Genomic DNA, 24,703 nt, shown 5'->3' with positions numbered 1-24,703 from the left:
GCAATTGAGGATAGTACTTTTGAAGTCTGAAAAAAATCTAGTTTTTCTCTTCTTTGTTGAAATATACTAAGTAGTAATACATTTGTTTTTCTTCGTCCCAGCCTTTTTCTACAAATTTTTCGGCACTTTCTGGATTGATAAAATCCATTTTGATTTGGATATGCGTATCCAGATTAATCACGTTTTTGATGGATTTTCTAGCGTCTGAAACGGCAGCATTGGCAATAGGGAAGGAGGTCACATCTTCGATGCTATATTTTTCTCCTTTGTCAACTTTATAGTTTTTGAATTCAGGAATCAAATCGGGATTATCAATAACCTCGTTCAAGAAATTCGATTCTTCAAATTGGTCATTTTTAGCAAAATAATTCACCGAGCGGTTCATGAACATCACTTCTTCTTTTTTGTCTTCGGCAGGAAAAACAACATCTTTGGCAAAGTTTTGACAAAATTTCAAATACTTTTTGGTGATGAAGTTTTCGTCCTCAAAAGCATCTACAGACAAGAAATGCTCCAACCAGTAGCGCGCATCATAACGGTTGCTGTCTACGGTTAATATTTTGTAGCCTTCTTCTTTTTTGTGGTTGAAAATCAAACAACCTTTGTCGAGTTTGTTCAAGCTCACGCCGTGTTGTAGAATCATCTCCAAGTGCGTTTCTTTTTCCTCAAATTGTAAAAAGTCGGATTGGATTTCGCTTTTAAAAACACCAATCGCATCTACTATGTTATTGTCTATCGAAACATTCGTCAAGTGCGCCACATACACCTCGCCATTCTTGATGTGCGGATGATTGGATTGCTCGAACAAGTGTTGGGTAATTTGTTTAGAAACTTCGTGAAGATTGTTTGGATTATCAAAAATTTGAGTGGCAAATTTGAACATGTCGTTGTAATCCAAATCTACTTCGTGTGCAAATTGAAAGTAATTTTCTTCTTTTTCTCTAAAAGGTTTTAAGAAGAATTCTTTAATCAACGGAACAATTTCATCGTTGAGGTTAAAAGGTTGTTCTGATAAGAAGATCGCTTCATTACGACTCTTGTTTCCAACACGATGTATGGAAAGCGTTTCGATGTGGGTGTTGAATAAGTTGATCATTAAGGAAGTATGAAGGTTTAAAGTTGTTTAAAAGTTTGAAATTGTTTAATGTTGTTTAAGTGTTTAAAGTTGTTTAAAGGTTTAAAATTGTTTAACGTTTAAAGGGGTTTAATAGTTTAAAGTTTATTTTGGTTCTGGGCATGTTCGCCTATGAATTTTGTTCCTTTAAAGTCTTTTTTGTTTAGGTATGTGATGAAATTATGGATTTTAACACTCAATTTTTCATATTCAATGACTAAATAGTTTAATTTTTCTTCATTAATATAATCATTGTCAAATATTCTATACAATTGAGAGCGAGTCTCTCCGGCAGATCCTTTTGCTATTGACAGAAATTGACGAAATTCTATGTTCCCATTTCTTTCAAATCCTTCGGCAATGTTATCCATAACAGATCCCGAGGAGTCTTTTATTTGAGCATTAAATTTAAAATCTTTGTTTAAATCGGTATTTTTAGCTATAAAAATGATTTCTTTTGAAAGTCTTCTAGCGTCTTGCCAAATTTCTAAATCTTCAAATCTTTTTATAGTAGCCATACTAGGTAGTTTTAGCTTTTAACAATCTTAAACCTTTAAACAATTTTAAACAACATTAAACTTCTATACCACTATTAAGCTCTTAGTTCCAATTCTCCTCGAAACCGTAGTCTTCGAAGCTATCGTCACCGCTAAACATATCTAGGTCGTCTTCGTCAAGATCGTCTTCGAATTCGCCGTAGATGTCGTCATTCATATCGGCTTCAAAGTTTTTTTCACCGGCTTCTGCAGGCATAATACCGTGAGAGAATAAGGTTTCTGGATAGGTACCACCAGCAACTGGTTCTTCTATAGCGGCTAATTCAACCAAGAACGTCCACATGTTGATGAAATCGTACACATAGATGATTTTGGTATTGGCTTCATCAAGGATATCAGATAAAGCGTAATCGCTCATGGTGCGTTGTTCGCCAGGAACATCACCCGTATCAAACAAAGGAATTTCATCTTCTTGATTCCAAGTTTCATCACAGGTATAAAAGGAAGCTACCTCCATACCATCAAAGCCAAATGCATTAAAAATAGCGTTGTGTAAATCTTCTAAAGTATCGTCAGAACGTATTGCTATGTCTCTAAAAATGTCTTCTTCGGCATCTAGAATAACTCTAAATTTATAAACCATAATTTTTGTTTTTGTTGAAACGCCAAAGGTAAAACTTAATTTTGGAAAACCATTTTGCAATCTTATTTTGTTGAAAAGATTTTATTTTCAAAAGCTGCGCAAACAAAAAAAGCTGTCCATAACAGACAGCTTTTACTATGATTAAAATTGAAGTTTTAGTGTTTCTCTTCAGAGCACAAACCTACAATTTCATGGAATACATCGTGCAAGGCAGTCAATGATTTTAGGGTAGCTTCGTCTGAACCTTTGGCTTTTACTAGTTTGTCCAAGCCTTTGGCACCTTCTTGTAATTTTTTGATGGAAGCTAAGATTGCTGGTGTTTTGAATTCGGCTGGGATCGCTTCTTTTGACAATGCATCAGCTTTTTGAACCATTTCTTCAGAACGCGTTTTAATTGGATTCAAATCACCTTCTTCTGCAGGATGAAAAGTTTGTGACATTACCCCGTGAAAGGTTTTGATAGCAGGCCATTTTTCAAAAGTAGTTTGTGCAGACAAATTGGAAACGACTAAAAAGAAGAACAAAACAGCTAAGAATTTTAAAGATTTCATGGTTATTGTTTAAAAGTTATTGGTTCAAAGGTATCAACTTTTTAGTTGATGAAAAAAAAGAACGAATTTAAATAACAGCCATTATAAGTTAAAATTAGTAATGTAAGATATTCTCAAGGTTGGATTATCTTCTTGAATCGTATTCTTATAATTCCAAATATGTTGATGAATATAGGATAACTGAATTTGATGATGCGTATTGATATTGTAGCCAAAACCGCCAATAATTCTATTTTGATTTAAAAAGGTTGCCCCAGCATTACTGCCAATATTCATAAAAACTTCATCACCAACAAAAGTAAAGAGTTTTACTTTGCCGTCTTTTTTGGTCAAATTATAGTTGGCTAAGAAAAGATAACGAAGTCGGTTTCTGTAATCATAATGGTCTATAGAATATTCTGTTTGGTCTGTTGCGGGGTCTTTTTGTCCAACCGCAACGCCAACATATCTAAATTCATCTCGTAAACGATTGACAAATTTAAAATCCCCAGAAACAATGGTGTAAGTACCTTGTATCCAAACATGATTTTCGGGAATGCTAATTTTGTTCATCGCAGGATCACCATAAGAATAGGTGTTATAGTGCGAGTAACCAAGGCTTCCCATGAATCTCTTGGTAAACTGGTAATCTACAGATGGACGAACAAACCATTGTTGTTTTTCGCTAAAACCATTAGCATAGCGCATTACGGCTTCAAACGAAACTGAGGTCTTTTTGGTAATCATGTTTTTTCCAAAATAATGGAACCAAATGTCATTATTCTGCGATTTTACTTGGGCAGAAGCTTTTGTAAAGATCAAGAAAAGGAAGAGTAATAGTATTGGAAATATTATTTTTTTTTTCATTTTGTTTTATAAAGTGAAGATGTAACTTGAATATAGGAACGCGACTAGTACTCCCACAAGAATTTTCTTGCGGGAAGTACAATCGCAACCCTAACTAAAATCAAACGACTTAATACAATTATTTTTGACCTTTCATTCTTGAAGACAATTTGTGATCAGAGAAAGTGATATGATTATCTAAACCAATTATGGTTACTTTTCCACCTTTGGCAACATATTCGTTTTCAAAATGATGAAGGTTTTCCATAACCGAGTGATCTACTAGTTTTGTTTTTGTAAAATCGATGGTTACATTCATGGCTGATGGTAGTGCATCTAATCTACTTTTAATTCCCAAAAAGTTACTAAAAATAGCCGACTTTTCTACCTCGACTAGATACTCATTCCCATTTGATGAAACCAATGCAGTAGCTTTGAATAAAGAACTAATTGGAGCACCATGAATTAAGTGGAAGAAGATTTTTAATAAAATCCCTGCTGCAATACCTACTAGTAAATCTTCATGAAGAGTAAAGAAAATAGTAATTAAGAAAATAGCCAATTGTTCTTTTCCAATGTTTAAGGTATGGATAAACTCTCTTGGATGCGTTAATTTGATTCCTACAGTAATCAACATTGCAGCTAATGCTGCATTTGGAATCAACTCTAAAATAGGAGCTGCCAAAAGCACAAAAATCAAGATAAAGAAACCATGGAAAAAGTTGGCCCAACGAGTTTTTGCTCCATTGTTTACGTTGGAAGAAGAACGAGCTACTTCAGAAATCATTGGTAAACCACCAAAAATAGCTGCAATGGTATTTCCAACCCCTACAGCAATCAAATCTTGATTCATATTTGATTTTCGTTTGAAAGGATCCATCAAATCAATTGCTTTTACAGTAAGTAAAGATTCAATGGTACCAACTAACGCAAACATGATTACATACTTGATAAATAAACCCGTTTGAGTAAAACCATCGAAGCTTACATTAACATGAAGGTTGTCTACTAAACTTCCAATTTTTACTAGGGCATAAGCAGGTTCAGTTTCTTTGAAATGCATAAACAATTCACATGGAATAGCAAAAAGCAATACCACCAAAGGAGCAGGAATCATTTTGATTGTTTTGTTTTTGATAAATGGCCACCCTAACATTATGGTTAAACTTACAATTCCAATTAATGTTGCTTTTGGATCCAAATTCATGATAAAATTTGGAATGTTGGCAATCAATTCTAAAGGGCCTTTTCCTTTGGCTAAACTTGGATCGTCATTAAGCAAGACAGGGAATTGTTTGGCTATAATGATAATACCAATAGCGGCAAGCATCCCGTGTATAGCGGAAAGCGGGAAGAAATCGGCTAGTTTACCTAGTTTTAAAATACCAAAAAGGATTTGAATTACGCCAGCAACAGCCATAGCGCCTAGTGCAAGTTTCCAGCCTAAGACTGGGTCTCCTTGACCAAATTCAGCCACAGCACCAGCAACAATTACAATAAGTCCAGCAGCTGGTCCTTTGATGGTCAATTTTGAGCCCATCATCAAACTAACTACTAACCCTCCAATTATGGCAGTTAAAAGTCCCATGATAGGAGGGAATTCAGAGGCTTTGGCAATACCTAAACTTAGCGGTAATGCTAATAAAAATACAATGAAACCTGAAATGGCGTCTGTTTTGAAGTTTTCTTTTAATCCTGCAAGTCCATCAGCAGGTATATTTAGTTTATTTTTTAATGACATTCTTTTGATAATTAAGTTGGTTAAAATTAGGCTAAGCTGATTTATATGGTAATTCGTGATTGGTCTTTACGTGAGGGCCCAAGAATAGTCTAGCATAAATGCGTATACCAGCAATTCCAGAAACTACAAAACAAGAAGAAATAAGAAATGCTAATAGGTATTGATTGCTTTCAATATGACTAAATAAGAGATCTTCACCTATAAAAGTAGAAGTGATTGGAAATCCAGTAACGCCTAGTGCAGCAATCAAAAAGAACAGCGCAAATATTGGGTGATCATAAGCATGGCCCAAGTATTGGTTAATCAAGATGCGTTTTTCTAATTTCTTGAGTTGTAATAAAGAGACATAACCTATGATTCCAGAAATGGTAATTCCTGCTAGGTACATAATGAGTTCGCTTGCCGTTACTTTTTCGTTGAAAAGAATAGCCATAGCAATCCAATAATGACTCAAAACAATTAACGTCCAAGCCAAAAATGGGGACTTACGCTCTGAAAATGATTTTAATACAAAGACAAAACCAAAAAAAGCAAATAAGTTCGGAATGCTATTTATTACTTCAGGTGGGATACTCTCTTGGAAAATATATAGTAATGCTCCTACTGAATAAAGCGGTAAGAAGATAAGATAGACGCTATTTAAATTTAGAAAATCTAATGATTTCCCCAAAGCACGCAAAGGTCTCCATAAAAAAGCACTTTGAATATTTTCTACATTAAATTCATTTAAACTAAGCACGTATAAAGAATTACGTACACGTTTTGAAAGCCAAGGGTTGGTTTTCTCTTGCATAGGAACGAAATTATAAAACTGATCACGAATTAAGTAACTTACTACTGATGGAGATACCAGTAATTGATAAGTACGCAATAATGCATTTCCAGTAAAATGTAGTAAAGCTAGATTGTCTAATCCTAAAGCAATTTCGATGAAAATTAATCCAATCTGCGAAATAGAGCTGTAAGCGATTTGACTTTTCACATTCGATTGTACTTTACCAATCATGGATGCGATTACACTAGTGGTCAATCCCATGATACCAATGGCGACTCTTACAATGATTTGGTGTTCCCAGAAAGGATAGGTTCTGAGCATTAAGAAAATACCTAAATGTACAGATAACGAACCATAAAAAATAGCACTCGAGGGTGTTGGTCCTTCCATAGCTCTAGGTAACCAGCTCGAAAATGGGATTTGAGCTGACTTTACAGCTGCAGCGCATGCTAAACTGAAAGCGATAAAGAAACCAATAAAAGTATGACTCGCTAAATGATGATGGACTAATGCATAATTGTTTAATTCAATAAACGTTATGTTTTCATGAAATAAGTGATGACTAGCCCACATGGCTAATATCAATCCAACATCTCCAATGCGATAAAGTGAATACACTTTGAAAGCATTTTTCACAGGTAAATAACGTTCTCTGTAAAAAGCAATAAGCAAAAAAGAAGAAATTCCAATGATTTCCCAACCAATGAATAGCGTTTCAAAATTGCCCGAGAGAATGGCTAAATTGTATCCAAAAAAGAAAAAAAGAACGGTATTAAAGAAACGCTTATAACCTTTTTCTCTGTGTAAATAATACCTACTGTAAGTAGAAATCATAGCCGTTAATAACGCGCCAATTAACAAATAAACAGCCGAAATTTTATCAAAGTAAAAATCAATAAAAAAAGTATAATTGTTCGTTTTTACGATTGTTAACTCATCTAAGTTTAAAGTTTCGCTTCCATTTATAATCCAAATGATGGTAAAAATAGCAATACCTGTAAGTTGCGTAAAAACGATACCAAAAGCCAGCCAGGAAATACTGGATTCTTTTCTTTCTGGAATAAGTAAGCTGATTACGAATCCAATAAATGGAAGTAATATAAAGTATTGAAGTATCTCGTTCATAGGGGATATTGTTATTTTAGAATATAGATTGGAAGGTTTTCTTGTGAAACTTCTGCCAATGCTAACTCGTCATGAATGCTTGCGTTCTCTTGCTGAATAGGGGAGTAGGACTCAAAGGTTTCGTCAATGAAATGAAAGAGTTCTTGATTTTCAGGATGAACTACAATCAATTTTACCCATTGGTTTTTGAACCATTCATAAGTTGCAGGATTTTTAGTAATAGCATATTTGGCTATTTCTGGAAAATGTTCTACAATAATTAATAAACGAATAGGGTCATGTACTTCTATCATTTGACTTGGTAAACCCGAACGCAAATCTCCATCGATCCCATTGGAAACACCAATTAATCCCATGACATTGTGAGGAAGCTTACTTCCAGCACCTAACTTTTGGTTATCTACTTTAGAGAAGTAATATTCTAAGTTGATTCCACCACCAACTGGGGCAACAGCTCCAAGAATTCCAGCAAGATAATCCCCCGTAGGATCCACTTGATAGTCGTAAGAATTCATAAACGAACGTCTGTCTAGAAACAAGTGCTTAGACAAACTTCTACGACCTACTATGCACATCGCATTGGTCGCATGATTTAATTCAGGTCTAGGTTCGAAAAGAGAAACGGAACGTCTTTTAATTTTTTCATGTACTTTTTCTAGACTTTGTGTAGAATCTATAGTGTCAAATCGGCGAGAACGTTCTTTTGCATTTCTAGCCAAAGCTTTCGCAAAAGTAATCTCGTTTTGTTGATGTAATTCTTTGTTGCTAGCGGTTAGCGTTTCTTCATCATAAAAAGCGATTTCATCCCTTGTTGTGTCGTGCAATGCAGGTAAAAATTGTGTTGTATCAGGAATAATGATACCACGTTTTTTTAGGATTTCACGAACTTCAGGATGATTAGCGGCAAAAGAAGCCACTTTTGCATTTACAGAACTTGGTCTTCCGCAACAAGCCCCACAATCATAACCGGCATAATGCGTATTATTTACACTAGTCGCTCCATGACCTACGATATAAACTATTGGAGCAAAATTGGATACAAATCCAATACTTTTTAGTAAACCCTCAACACGATTTGCCATTTCCTCAACAGTAAAGCCTACTTGTAGCCCATCTATGTTTTCAAATTTGGCATCATGTTCTATAATTAGTTTTGATTTTTTATTTAGATGCTTAAACGAGGCACTTGTAGCAGGGGTTAACGTTGGTTTCCAAATGTTCAAAAACAATTTCAAAGCCGCTGAAAAACCAAGAGTTTGACTGATAATCCAGCCAAAAACTAAAGAATGCGAATGTTTATGGTAGTGTAAATCTCTAGCTTGTTTTTTCTTTCTTTGTGCTTCTTTTATCAAGTATTTTGGCTGCATTGGCGCAGGGCAAAGTTTGGTAAAAAACTGCCCATTTACAGGCTGATAAAAGAACTCAAAATTAAAAAATGCAGGAGTACCAAAGGTTATTGCTGAATTATCTAAATGCTCAACATGTCTTCTGAAAGAACATTCACGATCATCCATGCAGAATAAACCTTGAAATGAAGGTGTTGTAGTTGCTGTTTCTTTTTCAACAGTTTTGATTCCTGATAAAACTTGATCATAAAATGTCCATTCGAATGCCTCTTGCCAAAGCGATAAGGTTTCGAAAAGTTCTGATTTTTTTATGGTATCAAAAATTGGAGCTGGTTCCTGACTGATTTTGAAACTCAAAGGAGACCAAATGGAATTAAATTTTTGATCCAAACTATCTATTTCAAGCAGTAATTCAAACTGAATTAACTCTTTTAAAGAAATGGTGCGTTTGTCTAATAAAGATGCGGGATTGCTTTCAATCGTTGCAACTATTCCGCTCCAACCCGGATGACCAAATTGTTGATCGAATAAATAATGTTTGTAATATTTTGGATCTCCAACAATAATATGAAGCAGCTCCTCGATAGAGGCTCCATTTTGGAGCATATTTTTAGCGCGTTTGGTTCTAAGAATTCCAATCGAACTGTTTTTATCTAGTTCTTTTATAGATTCTAAAAAGCTAGTTCCTAAAACCGGAAAAGTAGTGATTGCGATTCCTTGATCTAAGTAGCCACAAAGAACCTTGAATAAAATGCTATAAGTAGATTTTTCTAGATTAATGGCGTATTCTTTCTTCCAGGTTGCTCGCAAACTACCAATTCTAGGGTAAATAGATTCGTCATAGTTTTTTTCAAGAAGATTATGTTTCCATGTCGAAAGCTGTTTTTCTCCTTTTTTTGAACGAATGACTTGTTCAAGAATTGCATTGTTGATCTCTTTTTTGGCATATCGCTCTCTAAAACTAGACAAAGGGAGATACGTTTTGTAGCCAAAAATTTTGGAGGATTCTTCTAAGGCTTCAAAGAATGTTTTTCCCTGAAAAGCATGAAGTGTATTGTGGTGTACAAAATCCTTTAGTGGGTTTTGAGCGGGTAAATAATGCTTTAGACTATGAAGTACTTCATGTTCATCAAAAACGATGGAAGTTGATTTCATTTTTTTTAAAATATTTCTAAAATACTTACAATACGGAATTAAATAACAGATTATCAGTTAGTCTTTTGTGTAAGGCTATTGCTGTTTTAATAAAGTAGTTGATGTATTTTATTAGGTTAATAAACAAATAATCGAAAATAATTTTCAATGATTGTATTAACCCAAATGGTATTTTAAATTACAAAACAGTAGAAATAAACTGCTTTTTTTGTAGAAATAATTATTTAAAAATTTAGAATGAATTGCTATAATCTTTTTATTCAAAGAATTCAAAGCAATTAATCCAGTACTAGCGTTAAGAAAAGGATCTATTTCAATCTCATTATATTCAAAATCCTCTTCCATATCCGAGGAGGGAAAAGTGATTTTTGAGTATTTTGAATGATCACTTTTTGTCGAGATTTGAACAAGATTTTCTTTTTCTAATTTTGAAGAAGAAAAAACAGGAATGGCACTAAATGCGGAATATAGTAAAAAATGAAAAAATACAAATAGAAATAGCAAGGCAATGCTGCTATTTTTATTAGTATGTTTGTTTTTACTTATGTGCATAGTTACCAATTTTGGCACAAACATAAATAAATTAAGGTTGATTTTCCAAGGTTTTTTTTACTATTTGGTATTATTATTACTTTTTTAAAAATTAAGTAATTTAATTATATATTAGTATTTATATTAACTTTTTTTCATTGAATTATTAGGGTTGTTTTGTTTTGGTTAAGATTTATAATCATTATTATTTGTCTTTTTTAATTTTTTGTTGAGAATTTTTTATTCAATTTGAATTACAATTCAGCCTCGTTTTTCTACAATTCGGTCATAACTTTTTAGAGAATCCATAATCCCGAAAGATATTTGCTTCATCAAAAAACAAACAGTATAATGAAAACAAGTATCAAAAAAATCGCACACAAATTCTTTTTAGCAACCCTATTGGTTTTGATGAGTAGTGTTACTCTTGCTCAAAATACTATTTCAGGAAAAGTTATTGACCCAAAAGGTAAGCCCGTAGTTAGCGCCAATATTTATATCGAAGGCACTTATGATGGCGCCACAAGCGATGAGAAAGGGCTTTTCTCATTCGAAACCACAGTCAAAGGAAATGCGACCCTAATCATAAGCTCTTTGATACACGAAACAGCTACCATTTCAATAGATGTTTCGAATTACAAAAGCAAAACCATAACCCTCAAAGAGAATGTCAACACCTTAGATGCGGTGGTGATTACGGCTGGAACTTTAGAGTCGGGAGACAAAGCTCGTGTTTCGGTATTGAAACCTTTGGATATTGTCACCACAGCGGGTTCTGCTGGAAATATTATTGCTGCGCTACAAACTTTACCAGGTACTCAAAACGTGGGTGAAGACGGTCGTTTGTTCGTTCGTGGAGGTGAGGCCAATGAAACACAAACTTTTGTCGATGGTATCCGAGTGGCGCAGCCTTATGGCGCTAGCACAAATAATTTGCCTACTCGCGGACGCTTTTCTCCGTTTTTGTTCAGCGGTATCTCTTTTTCTACTGGAGGTTATTCTGCCGAGTATGGCGAGGCTTTGTCAAGTGTGTTATTATTGAATACCCAAGACGAACCCGACCAAAACAAAACCGAAATCGCCTTAATGACTGTAGGTTTGGGCGTTGGAAATACACAAAAATGGAAAAAAAGCTCTTTGAGTGTCAATGCTGCTTACATCAACTTGGCGCCCTATCAAAAAGTGGTGCCTCAAAATATCGAATGGAACAATCCTTTTCAATCGCTATCTGGCGAAACCGTGTATCGTTACAACTTCAATAACGGAATCTTAAAATTGTATGCAGCTTTTGATTCCTCCAAATTCGATTTGAATCAAGAAAGCGTTAATTCGCCTAACAAAGTCAGAGTCGATTTGAACAATAACAACTTTTACTTAAATACTTCCTACAAAGGTGGTTTTGGCAACAATTGGCAAGTGACAACGGGATTGAGTTATGGTTATTCCAAAAACAAATTGGGATTGGATTTGGACAAGCTAAACAATGACGAAAACGCCTCACACCTTAAATTCAAACTCCGTAAAAGCATTTCGCAACACGTTAAATTAGCTTTCGGAACGGATTATTTCATTACTCGTTTCAACGAAGATTTTACGCCAAATTCTGGATTTGGAGGCACTAGCGGATACAATTCTTCCATTGCAGCAGCTTTTGCCGAAGGCGATATTTTATTCACCAAAAACTTTGCTGCCAAAGTAGGGGTTCGTGCTTCATACAACGATTTGTTGGACGAAACCGCCGTTGCTCCTCGTGTTTCCTTGGCTTACAAACTGAATAAAACCAGCCAGTTTTCTTTCGCTTATGGCGATTTCACTCAGGCGCCAAGTGTCGATTTTATCAAGTATTCCAAAATGCACCAATTCGAAAGCGAAAAAGCCTCGCATTACATCTTAAACTTTCAATACAACAACGACCGTCAAACCTTTAGAGCCGAGGCTTATTACAAAGACTACAGCAATTTGGTAAAATTCAATACAACAACGCCAATGTTTAATTCAGTGTACAACAACAACGGTTCTGGCTACGCCAAAGGACTTGATTTGTTCTGGAGAGACGGCAGCTCGATTAAGAATTTAGAGTATTGGATTTCCTATTCTTACATCGATACGGAGCGCGATTATCGCAATTTCCCTAAACAAGTTACGCCAAATTTTGTGGCGGACCATACAGCGTCGTTGGTGACAAAATACTTCATCACCGACTGGAAATCACAAATTGGTTTCACCCATTCTTTCGCCACAGGTCGTCCGTACAACAATCCAAACGAGACCCAATTTATGAACGGAAAAACCAAAGCTTTCAATAATTTGAGTTTCAATTGGGCGTATTTAGTGTCGCAACAAAAAATCCTGTATTTCTCCGTGTCCAATATTTTGCAAACTCAAAATGTCTTTGGTTACGAGTACGCCAATACTCCAGATTCAGCGGGCGTTTACAACCGCAGAGCCATCATACCAACGGCCGATAGTTTCTTTTTTGTAGGTTTCTTTTGGACCATCAGCGACAACAAAAACGACAACCAGTTAAAGAATTTATAAACCGAATTAGGAGCAGTAAGCATAGGGCATTTCCAGCAGGCATCGTCCCGTGATCCGCTATATCTTTGCTGCCGAACCCCGTCAGCAAAGGATGCCGCTCCTCCCGGGGCTAAGAGGCAAGATAAGGTGTTTTTGGAAAGAAAAGTGTTTTTACAATTCATCCACCAAAAACAACAGTTCAGTTACAATCAATTTTAGTTTCGATTGGTCCAAACTACTTTTACATCAGCATAATAAACAACCTTTAAAAAATAAACTATGAAAACATCAGTTCTTATCCTGTTCTTAGCCATAAGTACAATGGCAACCGCTCAAGTCGCTATCAAAGTAGACATCGTTGGTCTAAAAAACAACAAAGGTCAAGTCCTAATCGGATTGTACAATTCCGAAAATCATTTTCTAAAAAAAGTCTACAAAGGCAATGTCGCTTTAATCAAAAACGCAAAAGCAACGGTCACTTTTGAAAACCTTCCTGCTGGCGAGTATGCGATAAGCGTTTTTCACGATGAAAACAGCAACGGAAAATTAGACACCAACTTTATGGGAATTCCAAAAGAAGCTTATGCCGCTTCAAACGATGCCAAAGGGTTTATGGGCCCTCCAAAATACAAAGACGCTAAGTTCCAAGCCACACAAAACAAGCACATCGTATTGAAAGTATAACCGGTTTACAATTCATCCTCAAAAAACGACAGTTCAGTCAGAATCAATTTCAAAAGTAGCACATCAGCAATACTTTTACATCATCAAAATAACAACAACCATTTAAAAGAAATTAACAACTAAAAAATAGAAATTATGATCAAAGTTTTAACCGCCGCCGCTTTATTTATTTGCAGTTTATTAGCTGCCCAAGGACAATACGAACAAGGAATGGGAAAAGCATTCCAGTTGTGGGGAGAAGGAAAAAATACCGAAGCTGCCGCTTTATTCGAAAGAATTGCAGCAGTCGAAAAAAACAACTGGTTGCCTAACTATTATGTGGCTTTGGTAAATACTACAACCGCTTTTAGAACCAAAGGCAAAGACGAAGTAACAGCTTTACTAACCAAAGCACAAAACGCTTTGGATGTAGAATTAATCAAAAACGAAAATAATCCCGAATTATTAGTAATGCAAGCTATGATTCACACCGCTTGGATTGCCTATGACCCAATGACCAATGGACAAAAGTTGTCTGGAAAAGTAATGGAACTCTACGGTAAAGCACAGGCCATTGCTCCAGAAAATCCAAGAGTGGTATTCTGTAAAGCCGAGTTTGAAATTGGTGGAGCCAAGTTTTGGGGAACAGATACAACACCTATGTGTGCACAAATTGATAAAGCTATCGGACTTTTTGCTACTTTTAAACCAGAAACAGCTTTCTCACCAAAATGGGGATTAGATCGCGCTCAAGAAGCTCAAAAAAATTGTAAAAAATAGCAGTAACCCTTTCAGAGTTTTAACTCTGAAGGGTTGAAAACCCAAAACCCAAAACCCAAAACCCAAAACCCAAAACCCAAAACCCAAAACCCAAAACAATGGAAAAACAGAAATACAGTACACTAGAAGGAATCAAAAAAGGCTTTATAGATTGTTTGAAGATTACACTAGTATTTACGCTTGTTTTTTCGTTGTTGCAAGGGGATTTCAGTCCTCAAAGTCTACTCACCACTTTTTTAGTTAGTGCTCTATATTCTTACGGAATTGGTTTTGGAAACGGACTCATCAATGATATTTTGGACCGCAGATGGAATTGGTTAGAGCAAACCAATTTGAGAGTGTATTTTGGAATTTTTTGCACCATTTTGTACACCGTTCCTGTAGTTTTAGGAATCGATTATTTGACTTTCGTAGTGTTTCAAAAACTAGAGGTTGCTGAGTTTTTCAACAACCGAATGGTTTGGGTGCATATGTTTTATATCATTCTTTCCTTGGGAGTTTCGACCTTTATGCACGCACGTAGTTTTATGCTCAATTGGAAACAAGCTTCTAAAAAAGAAGTATTCGAACAAAAGATCATTGCAGGAACGGCTTCGGCCAAATTCGAAACCTTAAAAAATCAAATCGACCCACATTTTCTTTTCAATAGTTTGAATGTGTTAAGCTCGCTGATTGAGGAAAATCCAGATAATGCGCAACGTTTCACCACTTCTTTATCTAAAATTTACCGCTATGTGTTGGAACAAAAAGATAAAGAATTGGTTTCTGTAGCCGAGGAATTGAGTTTTGCAACTACCTATATGAAACTGCTGAAAATGCGCTTTGAGAACAGCTTGTTTTATGAAGTGACTGCCGAAGTTCAAAACCCAGACGCCAAAGTAGTGCCGCTCTCGCTGCAATTATTACTAGAAAATACCGTAAAACACAATGTGGTAAGCGAGCAAAGACCTTTGCATATCCGAATTTATATTGAAAATGATTATTTGGTGATTCAGAATGATTATCAAAAGAAAGAAGTATTACAAGACCGCCAAGGCGTTGGATTACAAAACATCATCAATCGATACGCAATCATTACCAAACGAAAAGTACTGATTGAACAAAACGAACAAACTTTTACCGTTAAAATACCCATTTTAACCCAACAAATAACTGTTATGGAAACGACCTTAAATTACAGAGAAAATAATGCGTACTACCGCGCAAAAAAGAGAGTAGAGGAATTAAAAGGATTTTATGGCAACCTGATTTCGTATTGTGTAGTGATCCCTATTTTAATTTATGTGAATCTTACTTTTGTCCCACAATTTCATTGGTTTTGGTTCTCCGCAGGAGGCTGGGGATTTGGTTTGATTATGCACGGTTTCAAAGTTTTTGGTTACAGCTCTAGCTGGGAAGAACGAAAAATTCAAGAGATTTTAAGAAAAGAAGACGAACAACAAAAATGGAAATAACGATGGAACGAATAGATACTAATCAAGAACAAGAAGCTTTGGTTCAAATGGCCAAAGAAAGAGTAAAAAAGTTGAAAGATTTTTATTTTCATATGGTATTTTTTATGCTAGGCGTAGTAATCTATGTTTTGAAAACGTATTATGGCGCACCTTTGAACTTTTTTCCCATTCGGTATATCAACGGTTTTGTGATGGCGATTTGGACGACCTTTTTTGCTATTCAAGCGGTTCAATTATTTTTTACCGAAGTTATTTTGGGTAAATCTTGGGAGGAAAAGCAAATTAAAAAAATGATTGAAAAGAATAACGAAAAACAAATCTGGAAATAATTATGGAAACGAATTTTCAAGAAGAAGACAGATATTATCAAGCCAAGAAAAGAGTAGAGGATTTAAAAGGATTTTACGGAAATTTGACCTCTTACATTGTAGTGAATATATTTTTAGCAGTAATCAATTTACTAACCTCTCCAGGATATTTATGGTTCTTTTGGCCTTTACTAGGTTGGGGTGTAGGCGTGTTCTTTCACGCGATGAAAGTGTTTAATTGGATGCCATTTTTCGGCGCAGCATGGGAAGAGCAAAAAATTAAAGAGTTTATGGAAAAAGAAAAACAATCCAGAAACGATTGGAAATAAAAAAGTAAGATTAAATAGAAAATAAAATGGAAATTAAGCAAAACCAATACGATTCATTTTTAGACAGAACTCAAGAAGAGCGTTACGAAATCGCATTTAAAAGAGTGCAGAAAATAAAAGGATTTTATGTGCATCTAATAGTCTATGTTTTAGTCAATATCGGATTAATCGCTTTGAGAGCGAGGCATTTGGATTCGTTAGATAACAATTTTTGGAGTTGGCAAACACTCAATACCGCTTTCTTTTGGGGCATTGGATTGATAGCACACGGAGCTTCTGTTTTTGGGAAAGATTTGTTTTTAGGCAAAGATTGGGAGAAAAGAAAAATGGAGGAATTTTTAAAAGAAGAAGATGAAAAACAACAACAGTGGAAGTGATTTCAGTTTTAAAGTTTAAGGTTTAAGGTTTAAAAGTTTAAAGTTTATAGTTTAAAGTTTAATCTGTTTTCTATGTTCTGCTTTCTGCCTTCTAACTTCTAACCTCTAACTTCTAACCTCTAACTTCTAACCTCTAACTTCTAACCTCTAACCTCTAACCTCTAACCTCTAACCTCTAACCTCTAACCTCTAACTTCTAACCTCTAACTTCTAACCTCTAACCTCAAATAATGACAACTATAATCATCGAAGACGAAAAACCTGCAGCGCGTTTGTTGCAACGTAAACTCGAAAAACTACAAATCAATGTAACCGTACTGCTGCACTCGGTAGAAGAGGCTATCGAATGGTTTTCGAACCATCCACATCCTGACCTAATTTTTTTGGATATTCAATTATCCGATGGCTTGTCTTTTGCCATTTTTGAAGCGGTCGAAATTAAGAGTGCTATCATTTTTACCACTGCTTATGACGAATATGCTTTGCGTGCTTTTAAACTTAATAGTATTGATTATTTACTCAAACCCATCGATGAAGATGACTTGGAAATAGCAGTGAATAAATACAAATCAAGAGTGCCAGAAAAGGCGCCTGAAAATCCTTCGCTTGCTTTAGATTTTGAAGCTATCAAAAGGATGCTGACGAACCCGTTTGAGAAAAATTACAAAAAGCGATTTACGTTAAAAATTGGGCAACATTTGAAGGTGATTTCAGTTGATGAAATTGAATGTTTTTACAGCGAAAATAAAGGAACCTATTTGCATACTTTCGACAACAGAGATTATCTTCTGGAAACCACTTTAGAGGTTTTGGAACAAGAATTAGACCCTGCTGCTTTTTATAGAATCAGTCGAAAATTTATCATTCCATTAAAGGCCATAAAGGAAATAGTGGTGTACAGTAACTCTCGTTTAAAGATTATTTTACCTACTTATAAAGCAGAAGAGGTGATAGTAAGTAGAGAAAAAGTAGCGGATTTCAAAAACTGGATTGGTTAAAAAATGACTTTATTTTTTAGTTTAGATAAAGCTTGTTAAAAATACTGGTTATTAGTTATTTACGTGTTTGGTATAGGATTTATCTATTGCGCTTTTATTCACTAATAAACCGTTTTCTGATAGCGATAAGCACAAAAATCATCAGTGTGTAGGCAATAAAAAATGGTGCTATGTATTCAATAAGATGCAACGGTAACATCACGGCAATAATTAGCAATTGAAAGCCTAAACCATAAATGGATAACAAGCTCATAAACCAATTCGGAAACGTTTTTACTTTGTATGCCTCTTGGTCTAGCGCGTGAATTATTTTGTCAAAAAGCCCATAAACGATTGTATAAATTCGGAACAAAAGAGTCACCGATTTTTGTGTTTCTCCAGGCAAAGCTTTGGGGGTTTTGTACTCAAAAATTTTACTGGTACTATCTCCTCCAACCGATTTATGTCTCAAAATTACGTAGTAATAATTGTATAAAGTTCCTTGTAATTGGATGCCGAAAAAAGCTGCAAACGCATACCAAAATGTCGTTTTTGAGACCCAACAAATGGCCATAAAAATCATAAAATTTAAGACGATATCAAAGACACTATCGAGGTATCTACCAACGTATGAAGGTTTGTTTTTTAGTCTTGCTAATTCACCATCAGCAGCGTCAATTCCAGATTTTAATACAATGAAAAAGGCGGCCAAAAAGTAATGATTGGTGAGTATGCAAAAAATGGCAATCAAGCCAGAAAGGCCAAAAAGTAGCGTTACGTGAATTGGGGTAAATCGAGTTTCTTTTAGTTGTTGCGCCAGAAATTTACCAAATGGGCGACCATAATCTGAGAGGTCGAAGAACTTATCTTGTGTTGCAAGTTTTGACATTATAAGCTGTAAAAGTAGAATGACAATATAGTCTAGGCGCAAAAGTAGCTCTATTTAAGGGGAATAGTTGCCTAAACAATAGTTTACTTTGTGTTAAAGTAAAAAAAGCGCGTTTCGAGTTTTAGTACTTTTATGGTATTAAAAAACCAAATTTATTGTATTATGGCGGCACCAAATTTAAAAGTAATTCAAGCCCTTAGAGAAACAGCGAAACAAATTGCAAGTAGCGGTCGTTATGAATGGGGGCATATGGGAAGTTGTAATTGTGGGCATTTGGCACAAAATATAACTTCGTTTACCAGAGCAGAAATTCAACAATTTGCCTTGCAAAAACGCGGTGATTGGTCGGAACAAGTTATAGATTATTGCCCAACGAGTGGTTATCCTATGGATTTAATTATCGGTAGAATGATTGAATTTGGTTTTACCCAATCAGATTTGAGACAACTCGAAAACTTGTCCAATCCCGAGATTTTAGCCAAAGCTGGTGTGGCTTCTTTCAATAGAAATGTGATGTCAGATACGGTAAAATATATGAATGCGTGGGCAGATTTGTTAGAGAACCAATGGATGGAGCAAAACATAAATCACATCGTTTTACCAACGTTTGAAAGAGAAGAGATGGTGTATTAGACCATCTCTTTATCTTATTTAGTGAAACGGTGTAGCGTATAAGTCATAGCTGTCAATAAAAAGAAAGCCGTGATTTGGTGTGCCAATCCTAACCATAGCGGTACGCTGTACAACAAAGTCAAAACGCCTAGTGCAAATTGTACAAACACAAGTACTACTAGCGCATTGAGTCCGTTTTGTTGCGCAATTGACAAAGTGTACTTTTTGCTTTTGAAATACAACAAAACCATTAACGCTACAACAAGATAAGCGGTTGTACGATGCACGAATTGTACGCCGCTTTTTCCTTCAATCAAATTGAGGATAAAACTGTTTTTTTCGATAAATACACTGTCGTGAATGAATTGCCCATCGCTCATTAGTGGCCAATGGTTGTGAATTAATCCAGCGTTGAGTCCTGCAACAAAACCACCGTATATAATTTGAATAATCAAAAACACCAAGGCAAATCGAGCAATAGTTCTCAACTGAGGATAAAAGTTGTCTTTGTTGGGGTAAATCAAATCCAAAGCCACCCAAAGGGTATAGGCAAAGGTGATGAAAGCAAAAGTAAGGTGCAACGCCAGTCTAAAATGACTCACATCCGGATTGTCGATTAATCCACTTTTTACCATAAACCAACCCAAAAAGCCTTGAAATCCTCCCATACACAAAAGAACAATACATTTTTTGATGGTCGATTTGTCTAATCTTTTTTTAGCTAAAAAATAAAAGAAAGGGATTAAAAATACCATACCGATGATTCGACCAATAAAACGGTGAAACCATTCCCAGAAGTAAATGAATTTATAATCAGATAAGGTAAAATCATTATGAATATTGATTTTTTGATACTCAGGAAACTTTTTGTATTCTTCAAAAGCTTGACTCCATTTTTCTTCGGTCATAGGAGGGAAGGTATCGGTAATCAAATGCCAGTCGGTCATTGAGAGTCCAGAATTAGTTAAACGGGTAATTCCGCCAACCACAACCATTAAAAATAAGAGTAGGCAACCAGAAAGCAGCCAAATGATAACAGGTTTATTAGATTTAGTCATTTTTTTAGTGATAAAAATCAATTATTTAATTGCAAATTTATGGGTTTGGCAACGAAAAAAAGGGCTAACAATCGTTAATCTTTAGGCCTAATTTGGCTCCTTTTTTTAAGATAAATTCATAAGCTGCTTGGTACTCATTTTGTATTTCTCCTTCTAGAATAGCTTCTTTTACGGCTTCTTTTAGGATGCCAATCTCTCTGGATGGTTTTAAATTGAAGAGCTCCATTATTTCCTCACCACTGATTGGAGGTTGAAAATTGCGGACGTGGTCGCGCGCTTCAACTTCAACAATTTTTTTGCGAACAATTTCAAAATTACTATGGTATTTTTTGAACTTGTTTGGGTTTTTAGTGGTGATATCGGCTTCACAAAGGGTCATTAAATTTTCTACATCTTCTCCTGCATCAAAAACCAAACGGCGTACTGCTGAGTCGGTAACAGTGTCTTGCGCCAAGACAATTGGTCTCGAACTCATTACGACCATTTTTTGTACAAATTTCATTTTGTGATTCAAAGGCATATGCAATCTTTCGAAGATTTTTTTAACCATTTTACCGCCCAAAAACTCGTGACCGTGAAACGTCCATCCTTGTTTTTTGTTGAAGCGTTTCGTTGGTGCTTTTCCGATATCGTGCAATAAAGCTGCCCAACGCAACCAAACATCGTCTGTATTCGGGCAAATATTATCGACTACTTCCAAAGAATGATAAAAGTTGTTTTTATGGGTATGCCCTTCTATTTCTTCTACTTGATTCAAGGCTGTTAATTCAGGTAGAATCAGTTCTAATAATCCCGTTTTGTAAAGTAATAAAAAGCCCAAAGAAGGTTTTTCTGTCAAGAGAATTTTGTTTAACTCTTCAACAATGCGTTCTCCCGAAATGATTTTTATTCGTTCTGCATTTTTGGTAATTGAAGCTAAAGATTCTGGATGAATATCAAAACCTAATTGCGTAGCAAAACGAATGCCTCTCAACATTCTCAATGGATCATCCGAAAAGGTAATATCTGGGTCAAGCGGCGTTTTTATCGTTTTAGATTCTAAATCAGAAATACCAGCAAATGGATCTAAAAGTTCTCCATAGTTAGACGGATTCAAAGATAAAGCCAAGGCATTGATGGTAAAATCACGGCGGTTTTGATCATCTTGTAAGGTTCCATTTTCTACGATTGGATTTCGGCTATCGTGGGTGTAGGATTCTTTTCTGGCACCAACAAATTCGATATCTGTATCTTCAAAACGAAGCATAGCGGTTCCATAAGTTTTGAACACTTGCACCTTTGGTTTTTTAGGTAAAAGTTCTGAAACTTTGAGCGCCAATTCGATGCCACTGCCTACAGCCACCACATCGATATCTTTTTTGGAGCCTCTTTTTAAAAGTAAATCCCTAACAAACCCACCAATTACATAGCTTTCTATGTTTAGTTCTTGGGAAGCTTTCGATATTACTTCGAATATTGTGTTATTAAGTGCTGATTTATAATTCATATCTTGTTTTTACCACGATTTTTTGCCGCAGATTCGCTGATTTTATTTTAAAAATTATGATTTTCAGCTAATTTTCTGATAGTACTATTCGTTTGTGTTCTAAAGATGTTTTATTAAAATTTACTAAAAGCGCTAATTTAGTTTTCGACACTTTTAAATAATTTAAACATTGTGAAATATGACTGTTATTAAAAGATTCACAAGATTTTATTTCAAGAATAATACTGTCAAAAACTACAAAATCAGCATAGAATTTGTGTTTTAAAATGGTGTTTTTATAATTTACTACATATTCCTTTTCTCTTTCAAAAGGTATGTTAGCTATATTAAATTCATATTCTAATGCGTCTTTATACACGATTTCAGAAAAACCTTTTCCTAGATTTTTATGTACGTCAAATAAAATTCCTATTATTTTATAGGTCTCTTTTTCAAATAAATATTGAGCCATAAATTATAAAATCATATTAATTTCTTCTTTCTCTAAAATCTGCGAATCTGCGGCAAAAAAAAAATTATTTTCTAATGATTTTAACCTGAGAATCATTCGTCAATTTAATAATCGTAGAAGGTTTTCCTGCAATTTTTTCCTGCTGCAAATTTACAATATAGTCTACGCCTTTTATAATTTCTGGACTAATTTCTTTGAAAGATAATGGGGTGGGTTGTCCAGAAATATTCGCTGAAGTGGATACTAATGGTTTCTTCATTCGTTCTAAAAGCTTAAAGCAAAAAGGTTCTTTTATCAGTCGAATACCTAATGATTTGTCTTCAGAAATTAAATTAGGAGCTACATTTCTTGGATTATCTAATATTAAAGTTGTTGGCTTTTCGGATAAATCTAGAATTTGCCAGGCTACTTCTGGGATTTCCTTGAATACATTATATAGCATTTTTTCTCCGTTCATAAGGCAAATCATACTTTTGCTTTCGGTTCTTTGTTTGAGTTGGTATATTTTAGCGACGGCTTCAGGATTTGTTGCGTCGCAGCCTATGCCCCAAACGGTGTCTGTTGGATAAAGAATGATGCCGCCGTTTTTTATTACTTCAAAAGCATTGATAATCTCTTGATTCATCTGCATTTTATTTTAATGATTTTGACTTTGTTCCATAAAATGCAAAACTATCCATTTGATTTTTGATAGCGTATAAAAAAGCGTTTTTTTTCTTTGTTCAGAAATGGATTCTAGATGAATTTTATCTATTGGTTCAAAAAGTGTTCATGTTTTGAAACTTTTTAAGAACTACAACTCAACATTGAACATCCTATTTTAACTCTTGCCCAATCGGGGCGTTTGGCGAACCATTTTTCATGTTCGGGTTGTTCTTTGTAAGGGTTTTGTAAAAGTTCATACAATTCGTTGAGTAGGCTATAGTCTCCTTTCTCTGCGGCATCAATACATAATTGCGCCATATAATTGCGAAGGACATATTTTGGATTTACTTGATTCATAGCAATACTTCTTTCCGCATCAGATACGATTTCTAATTGAAGTCTTTCGATATATTTAGTGAACCAATTATGCCATTTTAAAGTTATGCTTTCATTACAATCATTGGTGTTGTAAAAGGCAAATTCAATTTTTGTTAAAGCAGTTGCTGGAGTGTCATTTTTAAGCACTGAACTTAAGTTTCTAAAGAAAATAGTCATATCGGTCTCTATTTCTTGTAGCAAATCAATAAGTTCTTGAATTAAGTTGCGATCTTCAGTAGGTTGTATTTGTAATCCCAATTTTGATTGCATCATTTGGAGATATTTTGAGTCATACTGTTTGGTGTAGGCATCCAAAATAGCTTCCAGAGGTTGCGTTTCTTCGATTAATGGATATAAGGCATTGGCGAGTTGATACAAATTCCACAAACTAATTTGAGGTTGATTTTCGAATCGATATCTTTTGTGTTGATTGTCTGTTGTGTTTGGTGTCCAAGTTGGGTTGTAGTCTTCTAGCCAACCATAAGGGCCATAGTCAATGGTAATACCGTGAATTGACATGTTATCTGTGTTCATAACGCCATGGACAAAACCCACTCTTTGCCAGTGAAGAATCATCTCTAGTGTGCTTTTAGAAACTGCTTCAAAAAATTGAATGTATTTTTCTTTTCCTGTTTCTTTAATAGATGGAAAATAATGTTGAATGGTAAAATCAGCCAGTAGTTTCAGATTATTATGATCTTGTCTGGCAGCAAAGATTTCAAAATTTCCAAATCGAATAAAACTTGGTGCTACTCTACAAACTATAGCGCCTTTTTCGTAAGCTGGATTCCCATTGTACATAATGTCTCTCAGTACTTCGTCTCCAGTTAAAACCAATGAAAGGGATCGGGTAGTGGGCACTCCTAAATGATGCATCGCCTCTGCACATAAGTATTCCCTAATAGAAGAACGTAAAACGGCCAATCCATCTGCAGTTCGTGAATAGGGCGTTGGCCCAGCACCTTTTAATTGTAGCGTAAAATTTTTCCCTTCGTGAGTTACTTCCATCAAATTAATGGCTCTTCCATCTCCTAATTGTCCTGCCCAATTCCCAAATTGATGTCCTGCATAACACATGGCAAAAGGTTGCGTATTGGGATATGTTTTTGTTCCTGAAAAAACGGCTAAGAAATCATCGTCCTTTAAATCTTCTGGTTCTAATCCAATTTGCTTTGCTACATCAATGCCCACGTGAATTAAGAAAGGATTTGAAGGTATTTTGGGTGAAACAAAAGAAAAGCATGCTTGATATACTTGTCTTGGAGCATTGTCTAGTAGACTGTCGGCTGGTAATGCTTTGGTAAATATATTGTTGAGGGTGAGCGTCATTTTTTTTTTTTTTTTTTTTTGCTAAAAATAGTAGTATTTCTTCAAATCTTGCTCCATGTAGAAACACTGAATTAGCTAGTAAAATTAAATCAATCTGTTTTAATTTCTTATTCTTTTTGAATTTTATTAACGAATGATTAGTTTCAG

General features: G+C 35.1%; 24 protein-coding genes. 9 read left to right on the top strand and 15 right to left on the bottom strand.

Annotation, left to right across the window (positions count from 1 at the left end):
* Positions 1–37 precede the first annotated feature (37 nt).
* The 9 genes from FLB_RS06970 to FLB_RS06930 all read right to left on the bottom strand — a co-directional run bounded on the left by FLB_RS06970 (position 38) and on the right by FLB_RS06930 (position 10,324).
* Positions 38–1,096 carry a nucleoid-associated protein gene (locus FLB_RS06970; protein ID WP_064715223.1) on the bottom strand — a complete coding sequence of 353 codons (1,059 nt, stop codon included), beginning with the start codon at positions 1,094–1,096 and terminating at the stop codon, positions 38–40.
* Between the two features lie 116 nt (positions 1,097–1,212).
* Entirely contained in the window at positions 1,213–1,632 is a 420-nt protein-coding gene (locus FLB_RS06965; RefSeq protein ID WP_064715222.1) for a four helix bundle protein, read from the bottom strand.
* A gap of 82 nt (positions 1,633–1,714) precedes the next feature.
* Entirely contained in the window at positions 1,715–2,254 is a 540-nt protein-coding gene (locus FLB_RS06960) for an IS1096 element passenger TnpR family protein (protein WP_064715297.1), read from the bottom strand.
* Positions 2,255–2,409: 155 nt separating this feature from the next.
* Complete coding sequence (locus FLB_RS06955; RefSeq protein ID WP_064715221.1) at positions 2,410–2,805, bottom strand: hypothetical protein; 396 nt, start codon at positions 2,803–2,805, stop codon at positions 2,410–2,412.
* Between the two features lie 81 nt (positions 2,806–2,886).
* On the bottom strand, positions 2,887–3,651 hold the full coding sequence (locus tag FLB_RS06950; protein WP_064715220.1) for a DUF2490 domain-containing protein: 765 nt from the start codon (positions 3,649–3,651) through the stop codon (positions 2,887–2,889).
* 118 nt (positions 3,652–3,769) lie between these two features.
* Entirely contained in the window at positions 3,770–5,371 is a 1,602-nt protein-coding gene (locus FLB_RS06945; protein ID WP_064715219.1) for a SulP family inorganic anion transporter, read from the bottom strand.
* Positions 5,372–5,402: 31 nt separating this feature from the next.
* A complete protein-coding gene (locus FLB_RS06940; protein ID WP_064715218.1) occupies positions 5,403–7,271 on the bottom strand; it encodes a proton-conducting transporter membrane subunit in 1,869 nt (622 codons plus the stop codon).
* 11 nt (positions 7,272–7,282) lie between these two features.
* Entirely contained in the window at positions 7,283–9,772 is a 2,490-nt protein-coding gene (locus FLB_RS06935; protein ID WP_064715217.1) for a YbcC family protein, read from the bottom strand.
* 156 nt (positions 9,773–9,928) lie between these two features.
* Positions 9,929–10,324 carry a hypothetical protein gene (locus tag FLB_RS06930; RefSeq protein WP_157490566.1) on the bottom strand — a complete coding sequence of 132 codons (396 nt, stop codon included), beginning with the start codon at positions 10,322–10,324 and terminating at the stop codon, positions 9,929–9,931.
* Positions 10,325–10,654: 330 nt separating this feature from the next.
* Here FLB_RS06930 and FLB_RS06925 point away from each other — a divergent pair, with 330 nt between their 5' ends.
* From FLB_RS06925 to FLB_RS06890, 8 genes are all read left to right on the top strand, one after another.
* Complete coding sequence (locus FLB_RS06925) at positions 10,655–12,841, top strand: TonB-dependent receptor (RefSeq protein ID WP_064715215.1); 2,187 nt, start codon at positions 10,655–10,657, stop codon at positions 12,839–12,841.
* A gap of 258 nt (positions 12,842–13,099) precedes the next feature.
* Positions 13,100–13,504 (top strand): DUF2141 domain-containing protein, encoded by a 405-nt coding sequence (locus FLB_RS06920; protein ID WP_082923231.1) that lies wholly within the window; start codon positions 13,100–13,102, stop codon positions 13,502–13,504.
* A 135-nt stretch (positions 13,505–13,639) separates the two neighbouring features.
* The gene (locus FLB_RS06915; protein WP_064715214.1) at positions 13,640–14,263 is read left to right on the top strand and encodes a hypothetical protein; all 624 of its coding nucleotides are present in this window, start codon (positions 13,640–13,642) and stop codon (positions 14,261–14,263) included.
* A gap of 98 nt (positions 14,264–14,361) precedes the next feature.
* A complete protein-coding gene (locus FLB_RS06910) occupies positions 14,362–15,717 on the top strand; it encodes a histidine kinase (RefSeq protein ID WP_064715213.1) in 1,356 nt (451 codons plus the stop codon).
* A 2-nt stretch (positions 15,718–15,719) separates the two neighbouring features.
* Positions 15,720–16,046, top strand: a complete 327-nt coding sequence (locus FLB_RS06905; protein WP_064715296.1) for a 2TM domain-containing protein — start codon at positions 15,720–15,722, stop codon at positions 16,044–16,046.
* A gap of 2 nt (positions 16,047–16,048) precedes the next feature.
* Positions 16,049–16,354 carry a 2TM domain-containing protein gene (locus FLB_RS06900; RefSeq protein WP_064715212.1) on the top strand — a complete coding sequence of 102 codons (306 nt, stop codon included), beginning with the start codon at positions 16,049–16,051 and terminating at the stop codon, positions 16,352–16,354.
* Positions 16,355–16,380: 26 nt separating this feature from the next.
* On the top strand, positions 16,381–16,731 hold the full coding sequence (locus FLB_RS06895) for a 2TM domain-containing protein (RefSeq protein WP_064715211.1): 351 nt from the start codon (positions 16,381–16,383) through the stop codon (positions 16,729–16,731).
* 230 nt (positions 16,732–16,961) lie between these two features.
* The gene (locus FLB_RS06890; RefSeq protein ID WP_064715210.1) at positions 16,962–17,729 is read left to right on the top strand and encodes a LytR/AlgR family response regulator transcription factor; all 768 of its coding nucleotides are present in this window, start codon (positions 16,962–16,964) and stop codon (positions 17,727–17,729) included.
* Positions 17,730–17,823: 94 nt separating this feature from the next.
* Here the strand turns inward: FLB_RS06890 and FLB_RS06885 are convergent, their stop codons facing one another.
* A complete protein-coding gene (locus FLB_RS06885) occupies positions 17,824–18,597 on the bottom strand; it encodes a CDP-alcohol phosphatidyltransferase family protein (protein WP_064715209.1) in 774 nt (257 codons plus the stop codon).
* Positions 18,598–18,759: 162 nt separating this feature from the next.
* Between FLB_RS06885 and FLB_RS06880 the strand changes: the two genes are divergently transcribed.
* Complete coding sequence (locus FLB_RS06880) at positions 18,760–19,230, top strand: hypothetical protein (RefSeq protein ID WP_064715208.1); 471 nt, start codon at positions 18,760–18,762, stop codon at positions 19,228–19,230.
* Between the two features lie 14 nt (positions 19,231–19,244).
* On the opposite strand, the gene FLB_RS06875 is transcribed toward FLB_RS06880, so the two are convergent.
* From FLB_RS06875 to FLB_RS06855, 5 genes are all read right to left on the bottom strand, one after another.
* Positions 19,245–20,267, bottom strand: a complete 1,023-nt coding sequence (locus FLB_RS06875) for a COX15/CtaA family protein (RefSeq protein ID WP_064715207.1) — start codon at positions 20,265–20,267, stop codon at positions 19,245–19,247.
* 64 nt (positions 20,268–20,331) lie between these two features.
* Complete coding sequence (locus FLB_RS06870) at positions 20,332–21,753, bottom strand: CCA tRNA nucleotidyltransferase (protein WP_064715206.1); 1,422 nt, start codon at positions 21,751–21,753, stop codon at positions 20,332–20,334.
* Positions 21,754–21,820: 67 nt separating this feature from the next.
* The gene (locus FLB_RS06865; protein WP_064715205.1) at positions 21,821–22,204 is read right to left on the bottom strand and encodes a GxxExxY protein; all 384 of its coding nucleotides are present in this window, start codon (positions 22,202–22,204) and stop codon (positions 21,821–21,823) included.
* Positions 22,205–22,268: 64 nt separating this feature from the next.
* The gene (locus FLB_RS06860) at positions 22,269–22,835 is read right to left on the bottom strand and encodes an L-threonylcarbamoyladenylate synthase (RefSeq protein WP_064715204.1); all 567 of its coding nucleotides are present in this window, start codon (positions 22,833–22,835) and stop codon (positions 22,269–22,271) included.
* 155 nt (positions 22,836–22,990) lie between these two features.
* Entirely contained in the window at positions 22,991–24,556 is a 1,566-nt protein-coding gene (locus tag FLB_RS06855; protein ID WP_064715203.1) for a protein adenylyltransferase SelO, read from the bottom strand.
* Positions 24,557–24,703 lie beyond the last annotated feature (147 nt).

This window comes from Flavobacterium succinicans (assembly GCF_001662485.1).
In the GTDB taxonomy this organism is placed as follows: Bacteria; Bacteroidota; Bacteroidia; order Flavobacteriales; family Flavobacteriaceae; genus Flavobacterium; species Flavobacterium succinicans_A.
Note: the sequence above shows the minus strand (reverse complement) of the source record. Positions and strands in the feature narration are given on the sequence as shown.

Excerpts from the sequence above, each read along its gene's own strand:
- FLB_RS06970 (WP_064715223.1), bottom strand. The coding sequence starts at position 1,096 with ATGATCAACTTATTCAACACCCACATCGAAACGCTTTCCATACATCGT.
- FLB_RS06965 (WP_064715222.1), bottom strand. The coding sequence starts at position 1,632 with ATGGCTACTATAAAAAGATTTGAAGATTTAGAAATTTGGCAAGACGCT.
- FLB_RS06960 (WP_064715297.1), bottom strand. The coding sequence starts at position 2,254 with ATGGTTTATAAATTTAGAGTTATTCTAGATGCCGAAGAAGACATTTTT.
- FLB_RS06955 (WP_064715221.1), bottom strand. The coding sequence starts at position 2,805 with ATGAAATCTTTAAAATTCTTAGCTGTTTTGTTCTTCTTTTTAGTCGTT.
- FLB_RS06950 (WP_064715220.1), bottom strand. The coding sequence starts at position 3,651 with ATGAAAAAAAAAATAATATTTCCAATACTATTACTCTTCCTTTTCTTG.
- FLB_RS06945 (WP_064715219.1), bottom strand. The coding sequence starts at position 5,371 with ATGTCATTAAAAAATAAACTAAATATACCTGCTGATGGACTTGCAGGA.
- FLB_RS06940 (WP_064715218.1), bottom strand. The coding sequence starts at position 7,271 with ATGAACGAGATACTTCAATACTTTATATTACTTCCATTTATTGGATTC.
- FLB_RS06935 (WP_064715217.1), bottom strand. The coding sequence starts at position 9,772 with ATGAAATCAACTTCCATCGTTTTTGATGAACATGAAGTACTTCATAGT.
- FLB_RS06930 (WP_157490566.1), bottom strand. The coding sequence starts at position 10,324 with ATGCACATAAGTAAAAACAAACATACTAATAAAAATAGCAGCATTGCC.
- FLB_RS06925 (WP_064715215.1), top strand. The coding sequence starts at position 10,655 with ATGAAAACAAGTATCAAAAAAATCGCACACAAATTCTTTTTAGCAACC.
- FLB_RS06920 (WP_082923231.1), top strand. The coding sequence starts at position 13,100 with ATGAAAACATCAGTTCTTATCCTGTTCTTAGCCATAAGTACAATGGCA.
- FLB_RS06915 (WP_064715214.1), top strand. The coding sequence starts at position 13,640 with ATGATCAAAGTTTTAACCGCCGCCGCTTTATTTATTTGCAGTTTATTA.
- FLB_RS06910 (WP_064715213.1), top strand. The coding sequence starts at position 14,362 with ATGGAAAAACAGAAATACAGTACACTAGAAGGAATCAAAAAAGGCTTT.
- FLB_RS06905 (WP_064715296.1), top strand. The coding sequence starts at position 15,720 with ATGGAACGAATAGATACTAATCAAGAACAAGAAGCTTTGGTTCAAATG.
- FLB_RS06900 (WP_064715212.1), top strand. The coding sequence starts at position 16,049 with ATGGAAACGAATTTTCAAGAAGAAGACAGATATTATCAAGCCAAGAAA.
- FLB_RS06895 (WP_064715211.1), top strand. The coding sequence starts at position 16,381 with ATGGAAATTAAGCAAAACCAATACGATTCATTTTTAGACAGAACTCAA.
- FLB_RS06890 (WP_064715210.1), top strand. The coding sequence starts at position 16,962 with ATGACAACTATAATCATCGAAGACGAAAAACCTGCAGCGCGTTTGTTG.
- FLB_RS06885 (WP_064715209.1), bottom strand. The coding sequence starts at position 18,597 with ATGTCAAAACTTGCAACACAAGATAAGTTCTTCGACCTCTCAGATTAT.
- FLB_RS06880 (WP_064715208.1), top strand. The coding sequence starts at position 18,760 with ATGGCGGCACCAAATTTAAAAGTAATTCAAGCCCTTAGAGAAACAGCG.
- FLB_RS06875 (WP_064715207.1), bottom strand. The coding sequence starts at position 20,267 with ATGACTAAATCTAATAAACCTGTTATCATTTGGCTGCTTTCTGGTTGC.
- FLB_RS06870 (WP_064715206.1), bottom strand. The coding sequence starts at position 21,753 with ATGAATTATAAATCAGCACTTAATAACACAATATTCGAAGTAATATCG.
- FLB_RS06865 (WP_064715205.1), bottom strand. The coding sequence starts at position 22,204 with ATGGCTCAATATTTATTTGAAAAAGAGACCTATAAAATAATAGGAATT.
- FLB_RS06860 (WP_064715204.1), bottom strand. The coding sequence starts at position 22,835 with ATGCAGATGAATCAAGAGATTATCAATGCTTTTGAAGTAATAAAAAAC.
- FLB_RS06855 (WP_064715203.1), bottom strand. The coding sequence starts at position 24,556 with ATGACGCTCACCCTCAACAATATATTTACCAAAGCATTACCAGCCGAC.